General features: G+C 69.1%; 14 protein-coding genes. 4 read left to right on the top strand and 10 right to left on the bottom strand.

Annotated elements, in window-relative coordinates:
• Positions 1-50: 50 nt before the first annotated feature.
• The 4 genes from C8E96_RS21480 to C8E96_RS21465 are packed head-to-tail and all read right to left on the bottom strand — an operon-like array spanning position 51 to position 5,799.
• On the bottom strand, positions 51-2,180 hold the full coding sequence (locus C8E96_RS21480; protein WP_166658072.1) for an NPCBM/NEW2 domain-containing protein: 2,130 nt from the start codon (positions 2,178-2,180) through the stop codon (positions 51-53).
• 39 nt (positions 2,181-2,219) lie between these two features.
• The gene (locus C8E96_RS21475) at positions 2,220-3,245 is read right to left on the bottom strand and encodes an ABC transporter permease (RefSeq protein WP_091375331.1); all 1,026 of its coding nucleotides are present in this window, start codon (positions 3,243-3,245) and stop codon (positions 2,220-2,222) included.
• A complete protein-coding gene (locus tag C8E96_RS21470; RefSeq protein WP_228769909.1) occupies positions 3,242-4,729 on the bottom strand; it encodes a sugar ABC transporter ATP-binding protein in 1,488 nt (495 codons plus the stop codon). Before C8E96_RS21470 ends, C8E96_RS21475 begins: the two co-directional genes overlap by 4 nt.
• A complete protein-coding gene (locus C8E96_RS21465) occupies positions 4,729-5,799 on the bottom strand; it encodes a substrate-binding domain-containing protein (RefSeq protein ID WP_228769908.1) in 1,071 nt (356 codons plus the stop codon). The genes C8E96_RS21470 and C8E96_RS21465 overlap by 1 nt, the downstream gene beginning before the upstream one ends.
• Before the next feature lie 175 nt (positions 5,800-5,974).
• Between C8E96_RS21465 and C8E96_RS21460 the strand changes: the two genes are divergently transcribed.
• The 3 genes from C8E96_RS21460 to C8E96_RS21450 all read left to right on the top strand — a co-directional run bounded on the left by C8E96_RS21460 (position 5,975) and on the right by C8E96_RS21450 (position 11,822).
• Positions 5,975-7,189 (top strand): ROK family protein, encoded by a 1,215-nt coding sequence (locus C8E96_RS21460; RefSeq protein WP_166658071.1) that lies wholly within the window; start codon positions 5,975-5,977, stop codon positions 7,187-7,189.
• Positions 7,190-7,352: 163 nt separating this feature from the next.
• On the top strand, positions 7,353-9,518 hold the full coding sequence (locus tag C8E96_RS21455) for a hypothetical protein (protein ID WP_133794653.1): 2,166 nt from the start codon (positions 7,353-7,355) through the stop codon (positions 9,516-9,518).
• A 225-nt stretch (positions 9,519-9,743) separates the two neighbouring features.
• Entirely contained in the window at positions 9,744-11,822 is a 2,079-nt protein-coding gene (locus tag C8E96_RS21450; protein WP_091375312.1) for an alkaline phosphatase D family protein, read from the top strand.
• Between the two features lie 426 nt (positions 11,823-12,248).
• Here the strand turns inward: C8E96_RS21450 and C8E96_RS21445 are convergent, their stop codons facing one another.
• From C8E96_RS21445 to C8E96_RS21430, 4 genes are read right to left on the bottom strand one after another with little or no spacing between them, the layout of a single operon-like run.
• On the bottom strand, positions 12,249-12,809 hold the full coding sequence (locus C8E96_RS21445) for a hypothetical protein (RefSeq protein WP_133794652.1): 561 nt from the start codon (positions 12,807-12,809) through the stop codon (positions 12,249-12,251).
• A 33-nt stretch (positions 12,810-12,842) separates the two neighbouring features.
• Complete coding sequence (locus C8E96_RS21440) at positions 12,843-15,092, bottom strand: DNRLRE domain-containing protein (RefSeq protein WP_091375309.1); 2,250 nt, start codon at positions 15,090-15,092, stop codon at positions 12,843-12,845.
• Between the two features lie 5 nt (positions 15,093-15,097).
• The gene (locus tag C8E96_RS21435; RefSeq protein ID WP_091375306.1) at positions 15,098-15,577 is read right to left on the bottom strand and encodes a hypothetical protein; all 480 of its coding nucleotides are present in this window, start codon (positions 15,575-15,577) and stop codon (positions 15,098-15,100) included.
• Positions 15,574-15,888 (bottom strand): DUF4242 domain-containing protein, encoded by a 315-nt coding sequence (locus C8E96_RS21430; RefSeq protein WP_091375302.1) that lies wholly within the window; start codon positions 15,886-15,888, stop codon positions 15,574-15,576. Before C8E96_RS21430 ends, C8E96_RS21435 begins: the two co-directional genes overlap by 4 nt.
• A gap of 296 nt (positions 15,889-16,184) precedes the next feature.
• Here C8E96_RS21430 and C8E96_RS21425 point away from each other — a divergent pair, with 296 nt between their 5' ends.
• Positions 16,185-16,676: a Gmad2 immunoglobulin-like domain-containing protein gene (locus tag C8E96_RS21425; protein WP_091375299.1), complete on the top strand. Its 492-nt coding sequence runs from the start codon at positions 16,185-16,187 to the stop codon at positions 16,674-16,676.
• Positions 16,677-16,698: 22 nt separating this feature from the next.
• Here the strand turns inward: C8E96_RS21425 and C8E96_RS21420 are convergent, their stop codons facing one another.
• Positions 16,699-17,475 carry a hypothetical protein gene (locus tag C8E96_RS21420; RefSeq protein WP_133794650.1) on the bottom strand — a complete coding sequence of 259 codons (777 nt, stop codon included), beginning with the start codon at positions 17,473-17,475 and terminating at the stop codon, positions 16,699-16,701.
• Positions 17,476-17,531: 56 nt separating this feature from the next.
• A complete protein-coding gene (locus C8E96_RS21415; RefSeq protein WP_091375293.1) occupies positions 17,532-18,047 on the bottom strand; it encodes a hypothetical protein in 516 nt (171 codons plus the stop codon).
• Positions 18,048-18,310 lie beyond the last annotated feature (263 nt).

Raw genomic sequence — 18,310 nt, 5'->3', positions numbered from 1 at the left:
CGCAAGCGCGAAGAGGCCCGGCCCCGGAATGGGGCCGGGCCTCGTGCCTATCAGTCACACGACAGGCGTGCCCCCGCCCAGTCGGCGTGGTCGTAGGCGTTGCCGTCGGCCGTGGCGTTGACCTTGAGGGTCAGCGCCGCGGGACGGTTGAGGCCGATGGCGACGTTCGCCGTCTGGCCCCCGCGCAGCACCGGGCTGGTGTGCACGCTCACGCCGTCGGCCAGCACCTCGAAGGTCACCGAGCCGTTCGTGCCCACTTCGGCGTCGAGGCCGACAGTGGCGTCGAAGCCGTGGCACCTGCCCGCCAGCGGGACGACGACCGAGCTCGCGGCGTGGACACCCAGGCCCTTGGTGTACCGGGCGCCTGCCAGCGTCAGCACCGTCCCGTCGCGCAGCGGGTTCTCGCCGTTGCTCATGTCGCGCTCGACCGGACCCCAGGCGTTGGTCGACGAGGTCCACTGGCGGTCGCTGACGTTGGAGCCGTTCGATCCACCGAAGCAGGTGACGCGCGCGTCCGCCCAGTCGGCGTGGTCGTAGTTCTTGCCGTCCCTGGCGTCGGTGGCCCGCAGCTCCAAGGTGTGGAAACCCTTGGTGGGAACCGAAAGCGGCACCGCCGGGGCACCGGCGCGAAGAACGTCGGTGTAGGCGAGCAGCTGACCGTCACCGTAGACCTGGAAGCGAACGGTGCCTGCCGTCCCGCCGCCGACGGCGTCGACGCCGACCTTGGCCTCGAAGCGTGCGCACGCCTTGCCGAGGTACACGTGCACCGCCGAGTCCGCGTGGGCGCCGAGGCCGGTGGCGTAGGTGGTGGTGCCGATGCGGAGCGAACCGCCGTCACCCGCGGCGGACTGGCCGTTGCTCTTGTCGCGCTCGACCGGTCCCCAGCCGTTGGACGATGCCAGCCAGCTCATGGCGCTGACCTGGTGCGTGCCCGCGGCCGGGGCCGCGGCCAGGGTGCCCTGCCGCCACACGCGGTACACCACGGTGCCATGGCTGGGAACCGAGGCGCTGATGGTTCCCGCTGTCGTCGACTCCGCCTTGGACCACAGATCCCGCAGCCGGTACGAGCTCGACCCGCCCAGGCCGATCTCCGCGGCCGAGGTGGTGATCGTGGCGGTCGCGGTGCCGCGGTTGAACAGCGCGACCGCGACCGAGCCGTCGGAGTTCGGCTTGCCCCACACCTCGAGGCCGTTGCCGAGGTCGCGCAGCAGGCGGCCCTGCGAGCCGCCCCAGTCCTGGTTGACCGCGATGATGTCCGGGTTGGTCAGGATGCCGCGGATCTCCGGGGTCATCGTGGCGAGGTTGTTGCCGGTGATCAGCGGCGCGTTGAGCATGGCCCAGAGGCTGAAGTGGGACCGGTACTCGGTGGCGGTCTGCCGCCCGTTGCCGACCTCCAGCATGTCCGGGTCGTTCCACGCGCCCGGCTTGGCGAAGGGCTCAAGGCCTTTCTGCAGGTCCAGCAGGGCCATGACGACACCCCAGTTGTCGGAGATGTCGAGGGTGTTGCGCCACGAGTTGCCGCCGACCCGCGGGACGAACTCCCACGGCTCATCCTCGCCCCAGTTGCACACCGCGTAGAGCATGTCGCGGCCGGTGTTGCGGATCGCCTTGCCCATAGCGGTGTAGCGCTGCTCGTTGCTCTGCCCGAGCCGGTCGCCGCAGTTGTCGTACTTGACGTAGTCAACACCCCAGGACGCCCACAGGTTGGCGTCCTGCTGCTCGAAACCGATGGAACCCGGCTGCCAGAAGCCCTCCGGCGACGCGGTGCAGGTGTGCCGACCCGCGCTGGAGTAGATCCCGAGCTTGAGGCCCTTGGCATGGACGTAGTCGGCGATGGCCTTGATGCCGCCGGGGAACCTTCCCTTGTGCGGCACCAGGTTGCCGTTGGCGTCGCGGAACTGCTCGGCCCAGCAGTCGTCGATGTTGACGTACTCGTACCCCGCGGCCTTCATGCCGGAGGACACCATGGCGTCCGCGGCGGCCTTGATCTTGTTCTCATCGATGTTGCACTTGAAGACGTTCCAGCTGTTCCACCCCATTTGCGGCTTCTTGGCCAGGGTGTTCGCGGGCACGTTCGCGGTGGCTGACGCCATCGGCACGCTGGTGTCGGTCAACACCAGCAGGCCGGAGGCCGCCACCGCGAGCGACAGGGCGCCCGCGATTTTCGCTCGGACACGCATCTTTGGGTGTTCCTTTCTTGGAGGGACCAATGGGAAGGACTAGGTCGGCAAGCCGACGGCGCGTTCGCCACTGCGGCGCTGCTGGATGACCACGGCAGCCGCGAGCAGGAAGCCCTGGGCGACGTTCTGCCAGAACGTGTTGACACCGACCACGTTCAGCCCGTTGTCCAGCGCGCCAAGGAGAACCACGGCGAGCAGGGTGCCGCCGATGGTTCCCTTGCCGCCCTTGAGCGCGCACCCGCCCAACGCGGCGGCGGTGATCGCCTTGAGTTCGAGGCCCTCACTGCCGGAGACCGGCTGCCCGGACCCGGTGCGCGCGGTGAGGATGATGCCCGCGATCGCGGCCACCACACCGGCGAGCACGAACACGGCGACCAGGTACTTGTTGATGTTGATGCCGGCCAGCCGGGCGGCGGTGTCGTTGCCGCCGATCGCATAGATGTTGCGGCCGATGTCGGTGTACTTGAGCAGGAAGTGCAGGCCCAGCGACACAAGGATCAGGATCACCATGGGGACGGGCAGCCCGAGGACCTTGCCGCGGGCCAGGAAGATGAAGAAGTCGTTGTCCAGCACGAAACCCTGGGCTTTGCCGCCGGAGATCAGCTGCGCGACACCCTTGTACGCCGCGAGCGTGGCCAGCGTGGCGATCACGGGGTTGACCCGCCCGTAGACGATGATCAGCCCGTTGACCGCGCCCGCGGCCACACCCACCGCGAGGGCGGCGAGGAAGCCGAGCAGTGCGTTGCCGCCGGTGGCGGTGAACGCCATCGCGCTGACGACGGACGCGATCCCGGCCTGGGAACCGACCGAGATGTCCAGGCCGCCGCAGATGATGACGACCGTCTGGACGACCGCGAGCAGCCCGAAGACGGTCACCGCCTCACCGATGCCCGCGAGGTTGGCCGGATCGAGGAAGCCGGGGTTGAGCGCGCCGAACACCGCGACAACGATCACCAGGGCGCCGATCAGGCTCAGGTTGCCCGGGCCGATGACCGTCAGCAGCGGGCGACGGGTCCGCTCGACGGGCTTCGCGGCGGCCGGGGGGTGGATGTCCGTCTTGGTCATCGAACTTCCTCGTTGGTCAGGTCCTCGGCCATCGCGAGGGAAAGGATCTGCGCCTCGGTGGCGCCGCGGCCGAGTTCGCCGGTGACGCGGCCGCTCTGCATGACGACGATCCGGTCGGCCAGTCCGAGCACCTCGGGCAGCTCGGAGGAGATCACCAGCACCGCGACGCCGGAGGCGGCGAGTTCGTCGATGATCCGGTAGATCTCGGCCTTGGCGCCGACGTCGACGCCGCGGGTGGGCTCGTCGAGGACGAGCACCTTGGGTTTGCGGGCCAGCCAGCGGGCCAGGACGACCTTCTGCTGGTTGCCGCCGGAGAGCTTGCGCACCTCCTGCTCGATGGAGGGGGTGCGCACCCGCAGCGCCGCGACGTACTCGCGGGCCAGCCGGTTCTCCTCGCCGCGCCGCACGACGCGGAACCGGCTCAGCCGGTCGAGCATGGCCAGCGTGATGTTGTCCCGCACGCCGCGTTGCAGCAGCAGGGCTTGGGCTTTGCGCTCCTCCGGCGCGTAGCCGAACCCGGCGCGTACGGCGTCGCGCGGCTGGCGCAGCCGCAGCGTCACGCCGTCCACCCGGACTTCACCCGAGTGGATCGGCACGTCGCCGATGAGGGCGGCGGCCAGTTCGGAGCGACCGGCCCCGACCAGCCCGGCCAGTGCGACGACCTCGCCCGAACGGACCTGCAGGGACACGTCCAGCACGTCGTCGGTGGTCACCTTGCGCACGTCCAGCACGACTTCGCCGGGCGTGCCGTGCTCGCGGGTGAACATCGTGGACAGATCGCGGCCCACCATCAGGTGGACGATCTCCTCCTCGGTGGTCTCGCCCACCGCGCGCACGCCGACGAACGCGCCGTCGCGCAGGACCGCGATCCGGTCGGCCAGCCGGAAGATCTCCCGCATCCGGTGGGACACGTAGATCACCGACAGGCCTTGCTCGCGCAGCCGCCCGATCAGCGCGAACAGCGCCTCGGCCTCGTGCTCGGACAGCGACGACGTCGGTTCGTCGAAGGCGATCACCTTCGCCTCGGTGGTCAGCGCCCGCATGATCTCCACCAGCTGGCGCTGGGCGGCGGTCAGCTTCGACCCCAGGGTGTCGGGGTCGAGATCGGCCGCGAAACCCAGCCGCGCCAGATCCGACCGCATGCGCTCGCGCAGCGCGGGGCGGTCGAGCCGACGCCCGGCGGTGCGCGGCAGGGAGCCGAGGTAGACGTTCTCCGCGACGGAGACGTGCGGCACGATCTCCGGCTCCTGGGCGATGACCCGGATCCCCGCGGCCCGGGCGTCGGCTGGAGTGGCGGGCTTGAACGACTGGCCGTCGAGCTCAAGCCCGCCGCCGTCTGGTTGGTGGTCGCCGCCGAGGATCTTGATGAGGGTGGACTTCCCGGCGCCATTCTCGCCCATCAGGGCGGTCACCTGGCCCGCCGGGAAGTCCACACTCACCTCCCGCAGCGCGGGCACGCCGGCGAAGTTCTTCGAGACGCCCACTACGCGCACTTGACGCCCGCTGCTTCCCAGTTGGCCGCGTCCACCATCGTCGTGGGCGCGAACGCCTCGGCGGGCATCGGCGTGCCGTTCTTGATGTGGTCGTGCAGCGTCTGCACGGCCAGCGCGCCGACGTCACTGCCGTTGATGAACAGCGCCGCCTTGAAGCCGGTCGCCTTGCCGCCGCGCCATTCCTTGCACGCCAGGTACGCGCCCAGGCCGACGCCGATGATGTTGTCGGCCGCGTAGCCCGAGTTCTGGATCGCGGTGACACCGCCTGCGACGTTCTCGTCGTTGCAGCCCATGACGATCCAGTTCTTCACCGAGCGGTTGCCCGACACCGTCGCCGAGATCTTGCTCTGGGCGTCGGACGGGGTGTTGTCGGTGCCGACCTCGATGATCTTCACGTCGGCTCCGGCGGCGGCCTTGAACGCCTCCTGGTTGGCCTTGACCCGGTCGGTGCAGACCGTCACGTCCTGCTTCCAGGCCTCGATGATCGCGGTCTCCTCCGGCTTCCAGCCCGCCTTCTTGAAGTCCTCACCGGCGCGCTTGCCGACCTGCTCGCCCATCTGCTGTCCGCTGAAGCCGATCCGCGGGACGAGTTGCTCCTTCGGGCACGCGGTCGGGTCGGGGCCGGTGGCGCAGACCTGGTCGTCGGAGGTCAGCAGCTTGACGCCCGCGGTCTTGGCCAGCTGCACCAGCTGCGGCCCGACCGACGGGTCCGGCACGACGACGATGACGCCGGAGACCTTCTGGTTGATCGCGTTCTGCACCTCGGTGACGGCCTTGTTGGCGTCGTTGCCCAGGTTCACGACCTTCAGGTCGACGCCCAGTTCGGCGGCCTTGGCCTTGGCTCCCTCGGCCTCGCCGATGAAGTACTCCTGGTCGCCCTGCTTCTGCGCGTAGACGATCGTGATCTTGCCGGTGTTCTGCTGCTGCCCGGCGGGCGCCGAGGCGGTCTCCTTGCCCGAAGAACACGCCGACACGGCCAGAACCAGCGACATCCCGCACAACGACGCCAAGGCGCGGCGGCGGACGGACATGGAGTTGAGGTTGACCCCTCTATTAGTCATAGCGGTGATACTAATTACCGTCAGAGTCCGGACTTCAATCCCCGCCACCCATTCGATACGGAGTCGCAACCATGCCCGTACCCGGCCCACCGTGGTCCAAGCAGAGCCTGGTGCCGCACCTGGCAGGCACGCACTGAAGTCGGCAGCTCTCCGGATGACCGCTACCGTTCCCGGTGTGGCCTCCCCAACCGACTCCGTCACGGCGCGCTCGACGGCATCCGCGGGCGCGAACAGCGCGGCGGCACTGCTCACGGACCTGCAGCGCCTCGGACCGCTGGCGCGCAAGCAGTTGTGCCGGACCACGGGGCTGAGCTTCACCACGGTGACCCGGATGTGCGCGTCCCTCATCGAGATCGGCGTGCTCGCCGAACTCGAACCACGACCGTCGGAGAGGACCGGCCCCGGGCGGGCCGGCCGCCCGGAGATCCCGCTCGACTTCGCGGCGGGCGGCAGGCTGCTGGTCGGAGTACACATCCGGCCGTGGTCGACCACCTGCACGGTGTTCGACCTCACCGCCGCCGAACTGAGCCACGCCGAGTACGTCCACCCCGCGGGCGCGAGCCCGGGTGAGCTCCTTGCCGCGGGTGTGGCCATGACCGCCGACGTCCTGTCCACTGTGGACATCAGCAGGACGCTCGGTATCGGGGTGAGCATCGGCGGCCTGGTCGACCACGATCGCCGTGTGTCGGTGGAGAGCCCGATGCTGGGCTGGCGCGAGGTCGACCTCGGCGCGGCGTTCGACCCGCTGGGGCTCGCGGTCCACGTCGACAGCTCGGTGCGCTGCCTGGCACTCGACCAGCTCTGGCGGCGCGGCAGCCAAGTCGGTGACACGTCGCTGACCCTGTTCGTCAGCGAGATCGTGGGCGCCGCGATCATCGTCGACCGCAGGTTGCGGCGCGGCCCGGGCGCCTCCGCGGGCAACATCCTGCATTTCCCGGTCCACGACGGCCCCGGAACCGTCTGCTCCTGCGGACGCCGGAACTGTCTGTCCGCGGTGGTGAGCAATCCGGCGCTCTACGACCAGGCATTGGCGGTGGGCGCCGCCCCGCCGGACACGCAATGGCACACGCCGGTCTACAAGTACCAGGACAACCCCGTCATGGCCGCGCTGCGCCGCCGCCGCGCCGGGTGGCTCGGCGAGGCCGCGGGCACGCTCATCGAGCTGCTCAACCCGGACACCACCGTGATCGCGGGCCACCTCGGCACCCAGGACGACATCGACCACATGTTCGCCGTGGCGCGCTCGCGGTGTTCGACCACGCTGGGCGCCCGACCGACCTCGGTCCTGCACCGGGAGGCAGGTGCGGACGTGTGGGACCGCGCGTCGGTTTCCCTTGTGCTCGATGACTATCTGCGCCACCCGGCGCGCTACGAACCCGCCCTGGCCTGAGCCGACGAAGGGCCCGGGTCCCCTCCGCGGATCGTGCCGATCGGGACGGCACGGCTTGCGCCTAATTAATCCAACCATTGACATCAATTGACATGGTTGGCCACACTCCCCCACACCACTCCCTCGCGCCGTCCCCACCGGCGTGTCCCCGAGAGGACCACCCGTGAAACTCCGGTTATCCCGAGCCCAGATCGCGTGCGGCTTAGCCGTCGCGGCCGTACTCGCGACACCGCTGCCTGGCCTGGTGTTCGCCGAGGAACCGCAACCGGCCGCCGCGACCGACCCGTGCGACTCGGCGGGCCTCGCCGACGGCAACGTCGACGACGCGAACTGCCTCACGGTGACGGTCACCTTGGCCCAGCCGCCCGCGCTGGGCGCCGAGTCGGCGGTGACCATCGACGTCGTGACCCGCTCGCACAACCAGGACGTCGACCTTCAGGTCGAACTCCCCGCGGGCCTGGAATGGACCGACGCCCCCGGTGACCTGTCGGTGACGACCGCGCCGTCCACGGTGCCGATGGACCGCGGCAAGCGCCACCAGGCTCGGGGTGCCAAGTCCGTGAGCCAGGACGTGCCGTGGCGCCTCACCGGCACCGTCAAGGCCATGCTCGCCGGACCGGCCGAGATCAAGGCGGTCGCGGCGTCGGCCTCCGACCAGGCCCAGGGCAGCACCTTCCTCACGGTCGACGCGACCCAGTCCACCTCGGGCATCACGGTGAGTTCGGCCAACACCGTCGCACCGATCACCGCGCCCGCGACCCGCTCGAACCTGCTCTGGCCGCACAAGTCCGCCGGGCCCGCCGCGGGATCGACGACACCGACGCCGAAGACCGCCTGCGTCACCGGCACCTGGAACTATGTCGAGCACACCGGCTACACCCGGGTGACCCCCAACGCCTCGGTCACCGCGCTCGACACCGACGCGGGCGGCACCACGACGGTCCTGGCCACCGGCCTGACCGACGGCGACGGCCGCTTCCGGCTCTGCTTCGACAACAAGGACACCGGCGACACCGGCAACGGCGGCCAGGACGTGTCCGTGCGGCTCAGCACCGTGAACCAGCACTGGATCATCCAGCACGAGAAGACCAAGAAGCCCTTCGACTTCGTCACCGCCACCAAGGCCAACGTCAAGAACGGCACCACCGCCGACTTCGGCGCGCTCCAGCCCGGCGCGATCGAGATGATGCGCGGTGTCGAGGCCTTCGACACGCTCAACTCCGGCTGGAACTTCACCCCCGGCGACTGCTGGGACGACAACGACACCCAGTGCCGCCAAGGCAAGATCAACTGGGCGCCCGACTCCAAGACGTGCTGCTTCTACAACCTGCAGGAAGACGCCGCCTACATCGACGGCTCCGGTCCGGACACCCCCATCATGGTGCTGCACGAGCACGGCCACGGGCTGATGGACGACATCTACGACGACGCGTTCCCGCCGGTGACCAACTGCAACCCGCACAGCTTGGCCGCGGGCAGCTCGCTCACCTGTGCCTGGACCGAGGCCTGGCCGACCTACTGGGGCATCATGGTCTCCGGCGACCAGTTCTACCGTTGGCCCGACGGCCGCAGGCTCGACATCGAGAACCACAGCTGGGGAACCGTAATGCCGGGACGGGTCTGGCAGGACGGGGACCGGGTCGAGGGACGAGTCGCCGGGGCGCTGCTCGACCTCAGCGACAACGCCACCAACGAGAAGGCCGACACCTGCTACGAGGACCCGCGCGGTCCACTGTGGACGACGTTCCTCAACCACAGGTCGAACACGTTCGCCGAGTTCTGGCAGCACCGCGCGCAGGACGGCTACGACGTCGGCCCGAACATGCTGAGCTGCCTGCACTTCAACACCATCGAGTACGGCTCGTACGCCAAGCCGTCGCTGATGGCCAACGGCGACTTCGAGAAAGGCACCGCCGCTTGGGCGGTCACCGGCGGCTCGGTCGGCACCTGGACCTCCTACCGGCCGCACGAAGGCACCTGGTTCTCCTGGATGGGCGGCAACGGCGTGGTCAACACCGACACGACCACGCAGCAGGTGACCATCCCGGCTGGTGTGCGGTCGGCGAGCCTGACGTTCTACCTCCGCGTGGTCAGCCGGGAAGCGCCAGGCACGCCGGACGACAAGTTCACCGTGCAGGTGACCGCGAACGGGCAGACCTCGACCCTGGCCACGTGGACCAGCGCCGAGACGACCCCGAACTACACGATGCGGACCGTCGACCTGACCACTTACGCGGGAAGCCAGGTCGAGCTGAAGTTCGTGAGCACCGAGGACGCGGGCGCCCAGACCGACTTCCTGCTCGACACGGTCGAACTGATCACCAGGTAACCACCGCCCACCTTCCGACCCCCTGACCGGCACGGACGACGCCGGCCAGGGGGTCGGCCCGCCCTCGACGCCACGACTGAATAGCTCCGATAGCCGGATCGAGGGTTACCGCACGCGGAGCGTTTGGCGAAAGTCACTGCGACCAACCCGCCACCGAACGGCACCGCTCCGACCACTCAGGACCGCGGTGCTCGCACGCACCTCACCTCGTCACGGGAGTATGCAATGACCACACGGAGGACATTCCTCGTCGGCGGCGCCGCCACCGCCACCGCGCTCACGGTGGCGCGGCCCGCGGCCGCCCAGACCGGCGGCGCGACGGCCCTGCGCGCGGCCGTGCTGGAGTTCCGCGACCCATGGACGCGGGCGACCGGGCTGGCCGAACTGCTCGGCCGTGCGGGTGTCACCGTGGTTCCGCTCGACGTGTCCGCGGCCCCCACCGCGCAGCAGGTCGACCTGATCGCGTTCGGCAGCTTCACCAACAACGAGGCCCGCTACCTCGACTACACCGCCGTCCACAAGGAGTCCCTGCGCGAGTTCGTCGCGGCGGGCGGCGTGGTGCTCGACCTCGCCCAGTCCGACCAGTTCGGGGCCGAGACCGCCTACCTGCCCGCGGAGCTCAGCGCCGTGCGGGCCGACCCGGACCACGACACGATCTACCCGGCGGACCCCGAGCACCCCCTGGTCAAGGGCCTGCGCCTGAACCAGGGCCTGCTGTTCACCGGACGCAACACCGCCATGCGGGTCAGCTGGGAGACCCTCGAATCGTGGCGGGCGATGCGCGTGCTGATGGCGTGCGCGGGCACCGGGTACCCGCCGTGCCTGGTCGAAGGCGCCTACGGCCGCGGCCGCTTCCTGATCAGCAGCCTCTCGGTCGACAAGTGCTTCGACGCCGCGGGCGTCGCCCTGCAGCCCGCCGTCGCCCTCGAGGACAGCGCCGCGTTCTTCGCCGCCGTCGCCGCCTACACCGACACGGTCCGCGCGGGCACCGCCCCGGCCGTGGTCCCCACCCCGATGCCGCCGCAGGCCCCCGTCGGCCCCATGGTCGGCCACGTCGACGCGGGCAGTGCCCGCATCTGGGCCCGCCCCGGTCTCGACCCCACCACACACGCGACGTGGACCTGCACCCTGCGTCCACCGCAAGGCGAGGCGAAAACCGTGCGCACCACCGTGTCCGCGGCCAACGACAACACCCTGGTCGTCGACGCGAACCAGTTGCGCCCCGGCACCCGGTACGACTTCGAGCTCACCCCCGACACCGCGGCCCCCGGATTCGCACCGCTGACCGGGTCGTTCACCACCGCGCCCGCCCCCGGCCTCCCGACCAAGGTCGTCATGGGCCTGGGGTCCTGCGCACCGTCCACACCGAACACAGTGTGGACCCGGATCGTCGACGAGGGCTGCGACGGCTTCGTCATGCTCGGCGACACCCCGTACATCGACTCCGGCGACCTGCGCGTCGCCCGGACCAAGCACCGGCAGTTCCTCGCGGTGCCCGAACTGGCCCAACTGATCCGCCGCATGCCGGTCTGGGGCACCTGGGACGACCACGACTTCGGCCTCAACGGCAACCACGGCGACTTCCCCGCCAAGCGCAACACCCGCACCGCGTTCGTCGACTACCGCGCCAACGCCACCTTCGGCCACAACCCGGCGGGTGAGCAGCTGACCACCCGAGTCGACGGCGAAGGCATCTACACCTCGTTCCGCCGCGGCCCCCTCGAAGTCTTCCTCATCGACCCCCGCTGGTTCAGCACCACCGAACCCAGCTGGGCCGACCCGGCCAAACCCACCTGCGTCGGCGCCGCCCAATGGGAATGGCTCAAAGACCGGCTCACCCGCAGCACCGCCACCTTCAAAGCGCTCGCCACCGGAATGATCTGGGACGACAAGCAGAACCCCGAAAGCGACGACTGGGGCTTCTACGCCCACGAACGCGACGCGATCTTCGACTACGTCAAGGCCGAACGCATCCCCGGCGTGTTCCTGATCGGCGGCGACATCCACGTCTCCCGCGCCCTGAACTACGGACCGCGGGTCGGCTACGACCTCTGGCAGTTCATCGTCAGCCCACTGCACGACCGAACGATCCCGAGCCTGAACGTGCCCAGCCCCCACCTGGTGCACAGCGCGGTCGAACCACACGTGTTCCTCAAACTCGAAGCCGACACCACGGTCTCCCCCGCAACCCTGACCGCGACCTGGATCAACCGCGAAGGACGACGAATCTTCGAAGTCAAACGCACTGCCGCAGACATGGGCCACCCCGGAAACTGTTCCGCCTCCCCGGAATTTCGACGCTAAGACCGGTGTACTTGTCATGACCAAGGTCTGAACCGACGTCAGGTGAAGCGGTCCTCGGTATCCGAGGACCGCTTCACCGGTGTCGCCGCGTACGGTGGCGCCAAGGTGGCTGCCTCGGCGCACACATCGGCATGCCGCAGAAGATCTACGCCACCACGACCCAAGCGGGTTGCGATCCTCGGCAAGACCGCCGTACCGACTCTGGTCGAGCGCACCAGCCTGTTCCTAGGCCAGGACCGCTTGACCGAGGCCGGGAGCGGCCCCACCGCGGAGATGATCGCTTCTCTCGCGGGCCGCGAGTCCCGCCCGCTCAGCGGAAACAGCACCACGTGCGGCAGGTGCTCCGGTCCGGTGATCACCGCGCTGGGACTTCGTCTCGGTTTCCCTTGGACAGGTATGCAGGGCCATTCCCGAGCCGCGGTCCCGTCATGAGGCCTCAGCACAGATCGCATAGGTTCTGAAACCGGTGTCCGGGCCCTGCGTTCGTCCATGCCAGGCTGATTCGGAGAAGCGATCGGGGTACGAGTAGGTGATAGGTCCGGTGCCCGCGCTGAGAACCCCGCCGCCGAGAACCTTCTTTCCCTCAGGGCATTGGGCCGTCCCGACGCTGCCGTTGGCATCAAGGCCGTCGGAGTACACGATTTCGTACCCGGAGAGCCCGCCTGCAGGTCCGGTGGGGCCGGGGGCACCAGCAGGTCCCGCGGGTCCGGAAGGCCCTTGCGGGCCCGCGGGACCTGGCTCGCCTGGATCGCCCTTCGGGCCCGCCGGACCAATGTCTCCCTTGGCGCCCTTCTGGTTCCAGGTAAGGGTTGTCTCCCCGGATCTGCACGACGCCGCGGAATCGATGACCTTGATGGTGCCGGTGGACTTGGTGTAGCACGACTTGATCACCCCGTCGGGGCCGGGGATTTCCGCCACCGCGATCCCTCCGCCGATGACGAGAATCCCGATGGCGGCAGCCGTCGTCACAACGTTTCGGCGCTTCATCGTTTCTCCTGTGGTGAGTCGCAGTCGGTGCTCTTAGCGCGGCGCGAAGGTCACCGTGAGTTGGGGTTTATTGGTGCCGCTGTCGCGGCCGGCGAAGTTCTGCTCCGCGCCGGTCGAGTCCTCGGCTGCGTCGCGGACGCGCAAGCCGTTGTTGGCGCCGGAGTACATGGCGTTCACCTGGGTGGTGACAGTCCACTCCACCCAGCCGGGCCCGGAGGTCGCCGTCGCCGCGTACGCGGTGGTTCCGGGTTGGTCGCGCCAGGTGACCGTGGTTTCGTTCCACGGCGCGGTGAGGGCCTGCACGCGCAGCGTGCGGCCGGGCGTGGCCGACGTCGCGAAGAGGCGCAGTTTCGCACTGGAGACCTGGCACCCGGCAGGGATCGCGGGCAACGTGAAGCGCGCCAGTGCCCGCGCGTTTGCGTACCGCTTGCTGCGAACCTTGAGCGTGGCCTCCATGCCGTGGTTGACGCTCGGGCCGTTCTGGCCGATCCAGCTGTCCGCCGCGGCGATGGCGGTGGCCGGCGCGCAACTTGGCTGCTGCGTGGGCGTCACCGTCACCGACGACTGGTCGTCCTCGGCGGGATTGCCGTTGCCCGGCGCCGAGTCCGGGTCGGTCTGGTCGACGGCTGTCACCTCTGCCTTGGTGACCGAGGTGGTGGCCGTGCCCGCGTTGGCGACGATTCGCAGGGTCGCACCCGCGCCGGAAACGAGACTTCCGACCGTCCACGCGCCCGATGCTGCCGTGTAGGCGCCCTGCGACGGAGTCGCCGAGACAAAGGTCAGGCTCGGCGGCAGCCCGGCGGCCACCACGATCCCACTCGCGCTGTCGGGGCCCGCGTTGGTCACCGTCACGGTGAACGTCACGTCCGACCCGACAGCGGGGACGGTTGTCGAGGCGGTCATGGACAGCGCCAGATCAGCCCGCGGCGGCGTGGGCGTGGTCGCCAGTTCACGTGCGAAGACGTGGTTGTACTGGTCCGCGGCAGGATCGAGCCCCTCGGCCCGCGCCGCGAACGCGACGACTCGACCATCGGCCGCCAGCGACGGGTCGCCACCGCCCATGGGGGCGCCGCCCGCACCGCTGCGCCTGCTCACATAGGTCAGCTCGCCGGTTTGCAAGTCACGCAGGTAGACGCCGACCCCGTTCGGACTCAGGTCAGGGTTGGACGAGGCGAAGGCGACATGGCGACCGTCGGCGGAGATGGACGGGTGCCCGGAGGGTTTGCCCAGCGTGGGCGCGTGAAAGTACGTGCGGCTGACCAGGGTCGTCGTGCCCGCGCTCAGATCGCGGACGTATACCTCCGGCCAACCCCACCCGCCGCAACAGCCGTTCTCGTCGAGGCTCGAACTCGCCTCGAAAGCGACCCTGCGGCCGTCAGCGGAGATCGACGGGCAGGTCCCGCCCGCCGCGACACCGTCCCGGCCATTCGCCCTGCTGACCAGGGTCATCGCGCCCGTGCCCAGGTCGACCATCCGGACGACCCGTTCCGTTTCGATGGCCGCGTAACGCCCGTCGGGGGAGACCGCGGGTCCACAGTAGACCGATCGGGTCTCGTGGTCGCCCGGCGCCAGGTAGGTCGTGGCGCCCGTTCGCACGTCCCGGATGAAGATGTTGAGGCACGGCACCGGGAACTCGCCGGTTTCGGTGTAGCCGACGCAGTCGTTCACGTCCTGCCCACTCAGGTTCTCGGCGACCGACTGGAACAGCACCCGCCCGCCGTCCGGCGAGATCGCGGGGGTGTAGGAGCCGCCGTTGGCACCAACCCCGGTCGCGCCGTCCGCCCGGCTCACCAAGGTCGTCGTACCTGCCTGGAGGTCGCGCACGAAGATGTTCGCGCACGGCACGGGTTCCCCGTACCAGTACTCCGGACAGATGTCCTGGGCCTGCGCGTCGAGGTTGGTGGCCACCGAGACGAACGCGACGTAGCGCCCGTCGGCTGAGATCGAGGGATCGGAGGAGTCGCCGTCGGCCGCGACCTCGGCAGCTCTGCTCACCAAGGTCGTCGTGCCCGCCTGGAGGTCGCGCACATAGACGTTGGAGTGGGCGTCGCTGTCCTGATCGCTGAGGTTGTCGGCGGTGGAGCTGAACGCGACGAACCGCCCGTCGGCGGAGATGGACGGGGCGCCGGCGTCCCCGGTGGCCGCGGCCCCGGCCGCTCCGCTCGCCCGGCTGACGATGGTCGTGTCGTAAGTGGCCGCGGCGCCTATGGCCGCGACCGGCACGGTCATTCCTGCGACGAGTGCGCCGATGGTGAGCACGCGGTTCGCGAGTCGTGGTCTCATGACGTTCACCCGGAGAGCTGGGAATTGCGGGCATCCGCGGGCGAGGCCCCGCGCTGGGTGCTCGTGGCGCGCGGGATCAGCGCCCACAGCAGGATCGCGAACGCGACGATCGAGCCCGCGTGGAATCCGACCTCGAGGGCGACGAGCGCGGCGGGGTCGGTGCCGTGGTGCATGTGCAGCGCGGTGTGCGGCCACCACGAGCCGAGCAGCCAGGCCGACGTCACCTGCGCGGCGAGGGCTCTGCCGGGCGTGGTGGTGAGCCTGGCGAACACGGGGCGGCCGAGGACCAGGACCGCGATGGCCGCACCGAACCCGATGGCTTCGACGACGCCTGCCCCGATGAGGCCCGCCAGTTGGGCTCCCGCCGGCTCCGGATCCAGCTCGATGGGCCGCCAGAATCCGCCCAAGGGGCCGTTCGGGCCCACCACCATCGCCGCCACCGCTCCACCGACGATGATGATCGCCGCGGTGATTGTCTTGGTCATGATGGCCTCCGCGTGGTCGCGCTGTCGGACACGTTCGGCTGTCGCTGCCGGGGAAAGGCGTGCGGATCGAGCACCGTGATCCGGTGGATCACCTCGGCGGGCACGCCTGCCCGCCGGGCGGACTTGCGCACCGCCTCCGGGCTGGCCGCCGCGTACACGCAGAAGGCCCGCCGACCGTCATCGGTGACGTAGCTGTGCAGCCACACCGCACCGACATCGCCGTCGGCCTCCACAGTGGCTTCCTCGTTCTTCCCCGCGAGGAACTCGTCCAGGCCGTCGATCAGGGAACGCTCAACCAGGTACCTCGGCATCCGCACACACCTCTTCCGCTCGCGAGGTGACGCTAGGTGCGGAGAGGACGGGGCGAATCGGTCGGCGCACCCCAGATTGGGCGGGCGGTCATCCAGATACCGCCGGTGATGGATCGGTTACAGCTGCATCTCGCGGGGTGCCGGAACTCCGGGCAGATCGGCCACGGTCGCCAGTCCCGGATCTCGCTCCAACCTCACCGTTCGGCCGTAATCCGTGCGGGTGACGCCCCCGCGTTCAAGGCAGCCGGGGGCCGCTCGGCGGTTACGCTGCTGGACCGATGACAGGAGGCACTGCCATGTCGATCGACCTCCAGCAGCCCAGGCAGCACGACATCGTGAGCAACAGCATCCAGATCGCCGGGGTCGCGGGCGGGGCCTTCGAAGCGAACTTCAACTACCGCGTCCACGAGGGCCACGACGAGGTCGTCGGGTCCTTCATGGCAGGCGACGGCACGGGCGGGCATGGGCAGTTCCAGATCACCGTCGACGTGTCGGGGGCGTCGTTCCAGCTCGACCGGCTCTTCGTCGAGGTGTTCCACACCTCGCCCAATGACGGCGCCGAACTCGACAAGGTGATCGTGCCCGTGGTGCACGGGCCGAGGATCGTCCCCGGCTACCGCGTCTACCTCGAACACGTCGTGCAGCCCGGTGAGACGCTGTGGGGCATCGCGACGCACCATTACGGGGCGGGCAACCTCCACCACCGGCTCGTGGCGGCCAACCCGGGCACGATCACCAATCCCGACCTCATCCATCCCGGCGACGTCATCCGGGTTCCGCAGACCTGAACGAAGAGCGGGTTGCGCACATTCACCCCCCGCGGATGAACTCGAACCGCAGGTGCGCTTCATCGCGAAGAACAAGCACGACCCCCGATGTGCGCGTCCATCCGTCGGAGGCGAAGAAGAACTTGCCGCCGCTGTTCTCGACGAAGCGCAGGCCGGTGTATTTGAATCGGTACTTCCCGTCCGGCAACTGTTGCTCGGTCACGCCTGGCGCTGTCAGATGCAATCGTTCCCCGCTGTAGATGGCGACCGCCTGCGCCGTCCGCACGTCGGCGGCGAACCGGTCGGCCAATTCCAGACCTTCCAGTTCGGCGGCGTTCATCGCGCCCCAGAACAGGCTCAACACCGTGACGGCGAGACCGGCGAGCCGAAGCCTGGGCCAATTCCATCGCCGGGTGCGTGCGCGCAGCTTCAGGGCGTACAGCGTGAGCAGCAGCCCGGCACCGATCGAGAGCGGAAACAGGGCGAAGCTCGATGCGGGCCACACGTAGCCCGACACCACGACCAAGGCAGGCAACAGCAGCCAGGCGAACGCCAGCACCCAGGTGCTGACGCGCCAGGCCCGTCCGCGCCGGGCGGTCTGAAGCAACGGGTCCAACAGGAGGAAGGCGAGCCAACCCAGCACGACAACAGCCAGCAGTTGGAACACCGGGCCGATACTGCGCAGGAGGTAGTCGGTGACCGTCATGCCCAGTGCGCTGCTGGGCAGGCCCAACTCGCGGGCCTGCACGTCGCTTCGCCGCCAACCGAACGCCACCAGCAGGCCGGTGAGCACGGCGACGTTCGCCAGGATCTCGCCCACCCTGCGCAAGGCCTCACTGGCAGGCTCGTCGTCGGTGTTCTTCTTCGGCGCAGGCCTCATGTCGTGCTGGTCGTGGTGCTCGGTTCGACCGTGGTGGTGGCCGTCGTCGAAGGTGTTGTGGTTTCCGTCGGGCTATCGGTGGCTTCGTTGCGCGGTGTGCGCGGATCGTCCTTGCCTTCGCGGTTGTAGAGACCCGGGGGCCAACCGGGAACTTGGCCCACGACGCAGTCGATCCGGTCCTGCGGCTCCTGCTTCACGACACTGCGAACTGCCTTGTAGGTCAAACAGTCGACCGTCTTGAAGTCCGGGTCCGAGACCATGAACCCGATCCGGGCGGCCTTGTCGTACATCACGCGAGCAGCGCTCTGGCGGCCCGCGCAGAGATCGACTGCGGCCTGGTATAGCAGGACGTTGCGCGGACTCAACAACGTCCACCAGAGCCGGTCAAGGTCGGCCTTTGCCTGCGCGCACTGCCCGCGCAACAAAGTGCGATACAGGATGTCCTCATTCGTCGAGGTCGTTTTCGGCCCAGTCGGCAGGTTCCAGCCGAACTGGCGCCCGGTGGTGGTCACGACCGTCGTTGACACCGTGGAATTCGATGCCGCCGTGGTGGTGGTCGCGGTGGACGGGACCTGCTCTGGTCCGAACGCGCCACTACCGCACCCAGCCACCGAGGCCATCGCTGTGAGCACGGGAAGGAGCCGTCGAATTTTCACAGCGTTCCTCTCTGTTCGCGTCCTCCTTGTAGAGGATCTTGATCATCCGCGAATACGCGCCAACACCGTTTTCACCCGATCGAACCAACGCGGAGACACGGCCGCGCAGGGTGTCAGAC

Origin of the sequence: Actinokineospora alba, assembly GCF_004362515.1 — a bacterium.
Lineage (GTDB): Bacteria > Actinomycetota > Actinomycetes > Mycobacteriales > Pseudonocardiaceae > Actinokineospora > Actinokineospora alba.
The sequence above is the reverse complement of the archived record's forward strand: the minus strand, read 5'-3'. Positions and strand labels throughout refer to the sequence as shown.

Bases quoted from the DNA above. Each gene is read 5' to 3' on its own strand.
- C8E96_RS21480 (WP_166658072.1), bottom strand. From the start codon at position 2,180: ATGCGTGTCCGAGCGAAAATCGCGGGCGCCCTGTCGCTCGCGGTGGCG.
- C8E96_RS21475 (WP_091375331.1), bottom strand. From the start codon at position 3,245: ATGACCAAGACGGACATCCACCCCCCGGCCGCCGCGAAGCCCGTCGAG.
- C8E96_RS21465 (WP_228769908.1), bottom strand. From the start codon at position 5,799: ATGACTAATAGAGGGGTCAACCTCAACTCCATGTCCGTCCGCCGCCGC.
- C8E96_RS21450 (WP_091375312.1), top strand. From the start codon at position 9,744: ATGACCACACGGAGGACATTCCTCGTCGGCGGCGCCGCCACCGCCACC.
- C8E96_RS21445 (WP_133794652.1), bottom strand. From the start codon at position 12,809: ATGAAGCGCCGAAACGTTGTGACGACGGCTGCCGCCATCGGGATTCTC.
- C8E96_RS21440 (WP_091375309.1), bottom strand. From the start codon at position 15,092: ATGAGACCACGACTCGCGAACCGCGTGCTCACCATCGGCGCACTCGTC.
- C8E96_RS21435 (WP_091375306.1), bottom strand. From the start codon at position 15,577: ATGACCAAGACAATCACCGCGGCGATCATCATCGTCGGTGGAGCGGTG.
- C8E96_RS21430 (WP_091375302.1), bottom strand. From the start codon at position 15,888: ATGCCGAGGTACCTGGTTGAGCGTTCCCTGATCGACGGCCTGGACGAG.
- C8E96_RS21425 (WP_091375299.1), top strand. From the start codon at position 16,185: ATGTCGATCGACCTCCAGCAGCCCAGGCAGCACGACATCGTGAGCAAC.